Origin of the sequence: Paracoccus sp. Ld10, from assembly GCF_045064235.1 — a bacterium.
In the GTDB taxonomy this organism is placed as follows: Bacteria; Pseudomonadota; Alphaproteobacteria; order Rhodobacterales; family Rhodobacteraceae; genus Paracoccus.
Window position 1 is genome coordinate 1 of sequence record NZ_JBISHD010000011.1, and the last position, 8156, is coordinate 8156.

6 protein-coding genes and 2 pseudogenes are annotated in these 8156 nt (G+C 54.8%); 6 read left to right on the forward strand and 2 right to left on the reverse strand.

Going from position 1 to position 8156, the window contains the following annotated elements; genetic code table 11:
- Positions 1 to 49: 49 nt before the first annotated feature.
- Both ACJJVR_RS04435 and ACJJVR_RS04440 read right to left on the reverse strand, forming a co-directional pair.
- A pseudogene (locus tag ACJJVR_RS04435) lies at positions 50 to 256 on the reverse strand (transposase); the annotation flags it as partial.
- Between the two features lie 99 nt (positions 257 to 355).
- On the reverse strand, positions 356 to 1312 hold the full coding sequence (locus ACJJVR_RS04440; protein WP_405402575.1) for a GlxA family transcriptional regulator: 957 nt from the start codon (positions 1310 to 1312) through the stop codon (positions 356 to 358).
- A 74-nt stretch (positions 1313 to 1386) separates the two neighbouring features.
- Between ACJJVR_RS04440 and ACJJVR_RS04445 the strand changes: the two genes are divergently transcribed.
- The 6 genes and pseudogenes from ACJJVR_RS04445 to ACJJVR_RS04470 form a co-directional block, all read left to right on the forward strand.
- Positions 1387 to 2295 carry a 3-keto-5-aminohexanoate cleavage protein gene (locus tag ACJJVR_RS04445; RefSeq protein ID WP_405402576.1) on the forward strand — a complete coding sequence of 303 codons (909 nt, stop codon included), beginning with the start codon at positions 1387 to 1389 and terminating at the stop codon, positions 2293 to 2295.
- The gene (locus ACJJVR_RS04450) at positions 2292 to 3710 is read left to right on the forward strand and encodes a carnitine 3-dehydrogenase (protein WP_405402578.1); all 1419 of its coding nucleotides are present in this window, start codon (positions 2292 to 2294) and stop codon (positions 3708 to 3710) included. Before ACJJVR_RS04445 ends, ACJJVR_RS04450 begins: the two co-directional genes overlap by 4 nt.
- Entirely contained in the window at positions 3710 to 4870 is a 1161-nt protein-coding gene (locus ACJJVR_RS04455; protein ID WP_405402580.1) for an acyl-CoA dehydrogenase family protein, read from the forward strand. Before ACJJVR_RS04450 ends, ACJJVR_RS04455 begins: the two co-directional genes overlap by 1 nt.
- A 9-nt stretch (positions 4871 to 4879) precedes the next feature.
- Positions 4880 to 6898 (forward strand): acetate--CoA ligase family protein, encoded by a 2019-nt coding sequence (locus ACJJVR_RS04460; protein WP_405402582.1) that lies wholly within the window; start codon positions 4880 to 4882, stop codon positions 6896 to 6898.
- A complete protein-coding gene (locus ACJJVR_RS04465) occupies positions 6895 to 7677 on the forward strand; it encodes a carnitinyl-CoA dehydratase (RefSeq protein ID WP_405402583.1) in 783 nt (260 codons plus the stop codon). The genes ACJJVR_RS04460 and ACJJVR_RS04465 overlap by 4 nt, the downstream gene beginning before the upstream one ends.
- 229 nt (positions 7678 to 7906) lie before the next feature.
- A pseudogene (locus tag ACJJVR_RS04470) lies at positions 7907 to 8113 on the forward strand (transposase); the annotation flags it as partial.
- Positions 8114 to 8156: the final 43 nt, after the last annotated feature.

Genomic DNA, 8156 nt, shown 5'->3' on the forward strand with positions numbered 1-8156 from the left:
GGGCTTGAACCGATGGCGCCGCGATGGGCAACCGTCCTCATGGCTCGATTTGCCGAAGCGGCAGGCTGAAGAGGACCTTCACCATCAAGCAGAACTGGACCGCAGCGTCGAAGAACACGGGCGGTCGGCCCTTCCTGATCGCCACCCACGCCATGTCCTTGTCCAGCCAGCTCAGCAGCGAGCCGCGCTGCTTGAGGGCGTCATTGCAAGGCTTGCAGTTCGTCGTGCGGGAGCGGGCAGGCTCGGGCTTCGTCATGCCTAGACGCTGAACCTACAGCAGCCCCCGCGGGAATCCTCGCCAGGGAGAGTTGTGCAACAATGCCGAGTCAATGTGTCCAGACCATAGGGCCAACACTTAGCTGCCAGAAACAATTCTCAATGCTATCGGCGTGGTTCCGAACTGCTGCTTGAAGGCGCGGGTCATCGAGCTTGCATTCTCGTATCCACAGCGCGTTGTGATTTCGGCAATCGAGAGGTTTGTATTTTCTACGAGACTTCTGACAGCAACAAGACGTCTATATCGGTACACCTTACCTGGCGTCGTACCAAGGTTGTCTACAAACCGTCGATGCAGATTTTTTGCCGAACTTCCCAAACGGGCCGCCATGTCGGGTATTGCGATTGGCTCTTCGATATTCTGGTCCATTAGAACAAGAGCGCGCAATACAAGTTTGGACCGAATGGACTTGTTTTCCATATCGCCGAACGGCTGGCTTGTCTCATGCAGAAAGAGCGCGGCGACATCCAATCTTACCGCCTCGCCGCACTGATCGCCGATAAGGTTCAACGCCAAATCAAACGAAGCCATCGCACCGCCACACGTGATGCGGTCACCGTCAATGATATAGCGCCCCTTGCGGGCATCGACCTGAACGAAGGTTTCGGCAAAGCTGTCAAAAACATCGCCATGAATCGTGGCCTTTCGGCCATTTAACTGGCCAGCCGCCGCCAATAGCCAAGCCCCCGTGTCCAATCCGACCAAACACTTCGCCTTGGCGCAGATGCCGCGCAGTTTCGATAGTTTTCTGCTGTCACTCAGTTTTTGGTGACCATAGCTGGAGGTGACCATCAAGAAATCACAGGCCGCATGTTCCGCCGTCTCTGCGACTGTCTGAACAAGCATACCGCTTGAGGATCGTACCAACCCACCCTCCAGGGACATAAGCCGCCATTGATAGATATGCCGTCCTGTAATGGTATTGGCAGCGCGGTAGGGTTCAAGCGTGTTTGCCAAGCAATGGTTGGAAAACCCGTCGAAAAGCAGGACGTTGATCCTGATCGCATCCGGCAATTTCTTTGTCCATTTTCGCATGATCAGGTCCGTCCATGCACATCACAGGTGTGCGACGCGTATAGGATGTGGAGCAGATAGAAAAGGAACTGCATATGCCTTTGCAGATGAACCGCGATGTCTTCATCACCTGTGCCGTGACGGGGTCTGGCAGCAGTCAGGACCGGTCGCCGCATGTGCCGCGCAGTCCTGAACAGATCGCGACCTCGGCGATTGCAGCGGCGAAGGCCGGGGCCGCGATCGTCCACTGCCATGTGCGCGATCCTGAAACCGGTGTGCCGTCGCGTGATCCGGCGCTGTATCGCGAATTAACCGAACGGATACGCGATGCCGAGGTGGATGTGGTCTTGAACCTGACCGCGGGGATGGGCGGCGACATGGTGTTCGGGCCGCCCTCTGCGCCGCTGCCGCTTCGCGATGCGACCGACATGGTCAGCGCCGAGGAACGCCTTGTGCATATCGAGGATTGCCTGCCGGAGATCTGCACCCTTGATTGCGGCACGATGAACTTTGCCGAAGCCGACTATGTGATGACCAACACGCCGGGCATGCTGACGGCGATGGGCGCGCGGATGGAGGAGCTGGGCGTCAAGCCAGAGATCGAGGCCTTTGACACCGGCCATTTGTGGTTCGCCAAGCAGTTGGTCAAAGACGGCGTGCTGTCGTCACCTGCGCTGGTGCAACTGTGTATGGGCGTGCCCTGGGGTGCACCGAATGACCTTAATACCTTTTTGGCGATGGTGAATAACGTCCCGGACGACTGGCATTGGTCTGCCTTTTCGATCGGTCGCGATCAGATGGCCTATGTCGCGGCCGCAGTCCTTGCAGGTGGCAATGTGCGTGTCGGGCTAGAGGACAACCTGTGGCTCGCCAAAGGCGAGTTGGCAACGAATGAGGCGCTTGTCGCCCGCGCTGCGGGGATCATCACCGCGATGGGCGGCACTATCATGGGGCCGGATGCGGTCCGCGCAAAACTCAGCCTGACAAAGCGAGCACCTAAATGACCCAGATAGCAGCGATAATCGGCGGCGGCGTTATCGGCGGTGGCTGGGCGGCGCGTTTTGCCCTGTCCGGTTGGAACGTCACGATTTTCGATCCCGATCCAGAGGCCGCGCGCAAGATCGACGCCGTGATGGCAAACGCCCGGCGTTCCCTTCCGGCACTGTCAGACGTGGCTTTGCCGCCGGAAGGTCAGGTCAAGATTGTTCCGACGCTAGCCGAAGCTGTGGCAAATGCAGATTGGATTCAGGAAAGCGCGCCGGAACGGCTTGAGATGAAGCACCGGATCCTGAACGAAATCCAAACCCACTGCCGCAAGGATGCGCTGATTGGCTCCTCCACGTCTGGGTTCAAGCCATCAGAGTTGCAGCAAGGAGCATTGCGTCCGGAGCAGATCTTTGTCGCTCACCCATTCAACCCCGTGTATCTGCTGCCGCTGATCGAGTTGGTGGGCGACGATCAGACAACCGCGCGTGCCCATGCAATTCTGACTGAAATCGGCATGAAGCCGCTGAAAGTGCGCAAGGAAATTGATGCGCATATCGCGGACCGCTTTCTGGAAGCGGTTTGGCGCGAGGCACTGTGGCTGGTCAAGGACGGCATCGCCACCACACAGGAAATCGACGACGCGATCCGCTATGGTTTCGGCCTGCGTTGGGGGCAGATGGGCCTGTTCGAAACCTACCGCGTTGCGGGAGGAGAGGCGGGCATGGCCCACTTCATCGCCCAGTTCGGACCCTGCCTGCAGTGGCCCTGGACGAAACTGATGGATGTACCAGAACTGACCGACGAACTGGTTCACACAATCGCCAGCCAGTCTGACGCGCAATCCGGCAGCCATAGTATCCGAGAGCTGGAACGTATCCGCGACGATAATCTTGTGTCGATGATGCGATCTCTCAAGGGCCGCAACTGGGGTGCCGGGGCGCTGCTTAACGAACACGACGCACGGCTCTGTGCAGGACATGAGCCTGATTTCACAAAGCCCTTCATCAGCGTCGACCGTTCAATTCCAGTCGATTGGTCTGACTATAACGGCCACATGAATGAAAGCCGTTATGGTCAGGTTTGGTCCGACGCCGCAGATGCGGTGATGCGGATGATTGGCGCAGATGCGGATTATATCGCAGCAGGCCTCAGCTATTTCACCGTCGATACGCATACGAAATTTATGAACGAGTGCCACGTCGGAGAGCACATCACTGTAGAGACCCAGATCCTGGAAGGCGCGGGGAAAAAGCTGCAGCTGTTTCATGAGATGAAAAACGCATCGGGCGCATTGGTTGCAAGCTGCACACAGCTTCTGATCCACGTCAGTCTTGAAACGCGGAAGTCATGCGATCCGGGTCCGCAAATCGTCACGAAATTAGCTGCAATTATGGCGGCGCAGGCCGCTTTATCGCAAAACGAGGCCATCTGATGCATTTTGGTTTAACGCACGAACAAGAAATGATTGTTTCGACGGTTCGTTCATTTGTCGAAAACGAAATCTATCCTCATGAACAAGAGGTCGAGCGCACAGGCGAAGTCCCGCACCACATCGCGGAAGCAATCAAGCAAAAGACTATCGACCTCGGGTTTTATGCATGTAATTTCCCTGAAAAAGTCGGCGGCGCCGGTCTGTCGCACTTTGAGTTTGCCTTGGTTGAAAGAGAGCTGGGGCGCGGATCGATGGCGCTCAATCATTTTTTCGGGCGACCGCAAAATATTCTAATGGCCTGTCGAGGCGACCAGATCGAACGCTATCTTGCGCCGGCGATCCGCGGTGAGAAAATGGATGCGCTTGCGATGACAGAGCCCGACGCGGGATCCGATATACGCGGCATGAAATGTTCCGCCAAACGTGATGGCGGCGACTGGGTGCTGAATGGCACAAAGCATTTTATCTCTGGCGCGGAGCACGCGGATTTTATCATCGTATTCGTTGCCACCGGCGAGGATGAAACGCCGCGCGGTCCAAAGAAACGTATCACGACATTTCTTGTCGATCGCGGCACGCCAGGGTTTACGATCCGAGACGGATACAAGTCAGTCTCGCATCGCGGCTACAAGAATATGATCCTTGAGTTCGACGATTGCCGCCTTTCAGACGCCCAAGTACTAGGGGAGGTTGATGGCGGCTTTGAGGTAATGAACGAATGGCTTTACGCAACCAGAATTACCGTTGCGACAATGGCCGTCGGACGTGCCCGGCGTTGCTTCGATTTTGCGCTGAACTACTCTGCTGAGCGGAAACAGTTTGGGCAGCCGATCGGAAAAAATCAGGGTATAAGCTTTCAGATCGCTGACATGATCACGGAAATCGATGCGGCGGACTATCTGACATTGGCTGCCGCATGGCGACTGGACCAGGGGTTGCCGGCAAACCGCGAAATCGCAAGTGCAAAGCTTTATGCGTCCGAAATGCTCGCCCGCGTCACGGACACCACACTACAGATTTTCGGCGGCATGGGGTTGATGGACGATTTTCCAATCGAGCGTTTCTGGCGTGATGCCAGGGTCGAACGCATTTGGGACGGCACATCCGAAATTCAGCGGCACATCATAAGCCGCGATTTGCTAAGACCGCTTGGTGCATAGGATTTTGAGATGAGCAATCTTGAGCGTCTACTTCGACCAAAGTCTATTGCTGTCATAGGCGGCGGCGCGTGGTGCGAAGCCGTCATTACGCAGAACCAGAAAATTGGTTTCGATGGTCACATTTGGCCGGTTCATCCAAAGAAAGAAACCGTGAATGGCTTGCCTGCCTTCAAGTCTTTGGCCGATTTGCCAAGCGCACCAGACGCTACTTTTATCGGTGTAAATCGAACAGCTACGATCGAGATCGTTGGCGAGCTTAGCGCGATGAATGCGGGTGGCGCAGTCTGCTTTGCCAGCGGCTTCAAGGAAACAGCTGACGGTCAGCTTCTGAATGATCAGTTACTGACCGCTGCCGGAGACATGCCGATACTTGGACCAAACTGCTATGGTGTCTTAAATGCACTTGATCAGGTGGCGCTATGGCCAGATCAACACGGACTGGTCCCGGTAACAAGCGGCGTTGCAATATTGACGCAATCATCAAATATCGCAATCAATATGACGATGCAGCAACGCGGGCTCCCGATAGCCTATGTTGTCACAGCGGGCAATCAGGCGCAGCAGGGGATCGCGCATATTGCCCAGACCATCATTCGCGATGAACGTGTGACCGCTCTCGGCCTCTATATAGAAAGCTTTGGCGATATTCGTGCTTTCGAATGCCTCGCTCGGCTATCCAAAGAATTGAATAAACCGATAGTGGTATTAAAGGTTGGTCGGTCCGCAGAATCACAGTTGGCGACAATCTCCCATACTGCTTCCTTGGCTGGCAGCAGCGCTGGATCGGATGCTTTGTTAAGCCGTCTAAATATTGCCAGCGTAAATTCTCCGGCTGCTTTGCTTGAAACACTGAAAATCTTTCACTGCCAAGGGCGACTGCCAAGCCGTAGTATTGCTTCGCTAAGCTGTTCCGGCGGAGAGGCAAGCGTGATGGCGGATATGGCAAGCCGCTATGATCTGACTTTTCCAAAGCTGCACAACGGTCAAATTGAAGAGCTAGGACGACACCTTAGTTCTTTAGTAAACTTGGCAAATCCACTCGACTATCACACTCAAATCTGGCGCGATAAAGTTGCGATGACCGCGGTGTTTGCAGCGATGACGGGCCCTGAAATAGATCTGACGCTTATCATTCTGGACTTCCCCCGATTGGACACGTGTCAGGCCGATGACTGGATGATCGCGATTGAGGCAATTGAAGAAGCCGCAAAGGAAACTGGTCGTCCATTCGGGGTCGTAGCATCGATGGTTGAAAACTTTCCAGAAAGTATTGCGATACGACTTCTAGCGTCCGGTATTATTCCGCTTTGTGATTTTGCAACGTCCTGTGAAGCAATCAATGCGGCGAGCGAAAATGACTTTGAAATCCATCAAGCGTTAGCGATGACTGAAACCTTCAAAAGCACGTCGCTGATAACAGAGGCCGATGCGAAGCAAGAGCTTTCAACGTGGGGCATGGATATTCCGAAAAATTTCGCGGAATCAACTTTGGCGAATGTTGTTGAGCGAGCCCAAGAGATAGGGTTCCCTGTTGTTCTGAAGGGGGAAGGCATTGCTCATAAGACAGAGGCAGGGGCCGTTGTGCTGAACCTCTGCGACTGTGATCAGGTTATGGTGGCTGCGCAAGGCATGGAAGCGGCGACATTCCTTGTTGAGGAGATGATCACGGACACAATTGCAGAGCTTTTGATCGGAGTCGTTGCGGATCCCGCTCACGGCTTTGTTCTAACCCTAGCAGCAGGTGGGACATTTACCGAGCTGCTGAAGGACAGGCAGTCCCTGTTGCTTCCTACAACGGAAGTAAGCGTTCAAGCTTCTTTGAAAAAGCTTGCAATTTACCCCCTGCTCGACGGATTTCGGGGGCGAAAAGTTGCAAAGATTGACGCAGTTATCGAGGCTGTGATGCAGCTGCAAAGGTTTGCCCTGGATCACGCTAATAAGGTCGCCGAAGTCGAAATAAATCCGCTTATTTGTACAGAGGAGCGCGCTATTGTTGCTGATGTACTTTTGGTGAAAGGAACATTATGAATAGTCCTGTGCGAACGCGCCGTGAAGGTGGTATCTTAGAAGTTACGCTAGAACGTCCAAAGGCAAACGCCATAGACTTGGAAACAAGCCGAATATTGGGAATAACGTTTGCAGCCTTTCGTGATGATCCGGACCTACGGGTGGCTATCATTACTGGTGGCGGCCCAAAATTCTTTTGCCCGGGCTGGGATCTCAAGAGCGCCGCCGAAGGCGATAAGGTCGATGGCGATTACGGTGTTGGTGGCTTTGGCGGCCTTCAGGAATTAAGGAATATGAATAAGCCAGTCATCGCAGCAGTGAACGGTATTTGCTGTGGTGGTGGTCTGGAACTGGCGCTTTCTGCGGACATAATTCTTGCCGCAGATCATGCTAGCTTTGCTTTACCTGAAATAAATTCTGGTACAGTAGCCGATGCGGCGTCGATCAAATTGCCGAAGCGTATACCCTATCATATCGCAATGGAAATGTTGTTTACAGGTCGGTGGCTTGACGCCGAAGAGGCGCACCGTTGGGGTTTTGTCAACCACGTCTATCCGGCGGACGAATTAATATTGCGAACTTGGAATATGGCTCGGATCTTGGCGTCCGGCCCGCCGCTTGTTTACGCCGCGATCAAGGAAATCGTGCGTGACGCCGAAGACAGTAATTTTCAGGATGCAATGAACCGCATTACAAAGCGCCAGCTGAAGACAGTCGATGTGCTTTACGGATCAGAAGACAACGCTGAGGGCGCGCGCGCTTTTGCAGAGAAGCGTGATCCTGTTTGGAAGGGGCGGTAACGCCCTATCGTTGGGTGGCTATGTCAGCCACATCAATTTCCTAAGATCGGTTGGGCTCTTTGATCCCACAGGTTGACGGTGCTTTCCTTTCTCAGGAAAGGCGGTAAGCGTTATTGGCCAGGTTCGCTGTGGAAGCGGCACCAGCACGTGCGTTTTCTGAGCGGCATTGTTGCAGAGCTCTCCCGAGCGAGGATTCCCGCGGGGGCTGCTGTAGGTTAATCGTCCTGGCATAACGAAGCCCGAGCCTGCCCGCTCCCGCACGACGAACTGCAAGTCCTGCAATGACGCCCTCAAGCAGCGCGGCTCGCTGCTGATCGGGCTGGACAAGGACATGGCGTGGATGGCGATCAGGGAGGGGCGACCGCCCGTGTTCTTCGACGCTGCGGTCCAGTTCTGCTTGATGGTGAAGGTCCTCTTCAGCCTGCCGCTTCGGCAAATCGAGCCATGAGGACGGTTGCCCATCGCGGCGCCATCGGTTC

Excerpts from the sequence above, each read along its gene's own strand:
- ACJJVR_RS04455 (WP_405402580.1), top strand. The coding sequence starts at position 3,710 with ATGCATTTTGGTTTAACGCACGAACAAGAAATGATTGTTTCGACGGTT.
- ACJJVR_RS04440 (WP_405402575.1), bottom strand. The coding sequence starts at position 1,312 with ATGCGAAAATGGACAAAGAAATTGCCGGATGCGATCAGGATCAACGTC.
- ACJJVR_RS04460 (WP_405402582.1), top strand. The coding sequence starts at position 4,880 with ATGAGCAATCTTGAGCGTCTACTTCGACCAAAGTCTATTGCTGTCATA.
- ACJJVR_RS04465 (WP_405402583.1), top strand. The coding sequence starts at position 6,895 with ATGAATAGTCCTGTGCGAACGCGCCGTGAAGGTGGTATCTTAGAAGTT.
- ACJJVR_RS04445 (WP_405402576.1), top strand. The coding sequence starts at position 1,387 with ATGCCTTTGCAGATGAACCGCGATGTCTTCATCACCTGTGCCGTGACG.
- ACJJVR_RS04450 (WP_405402578.1), top strand. The coding sequence starts at position 2,292 with ATGACCCAGATAGCAGCGATAATCGGCGGCGGCGTTATCGGCGGTGGC.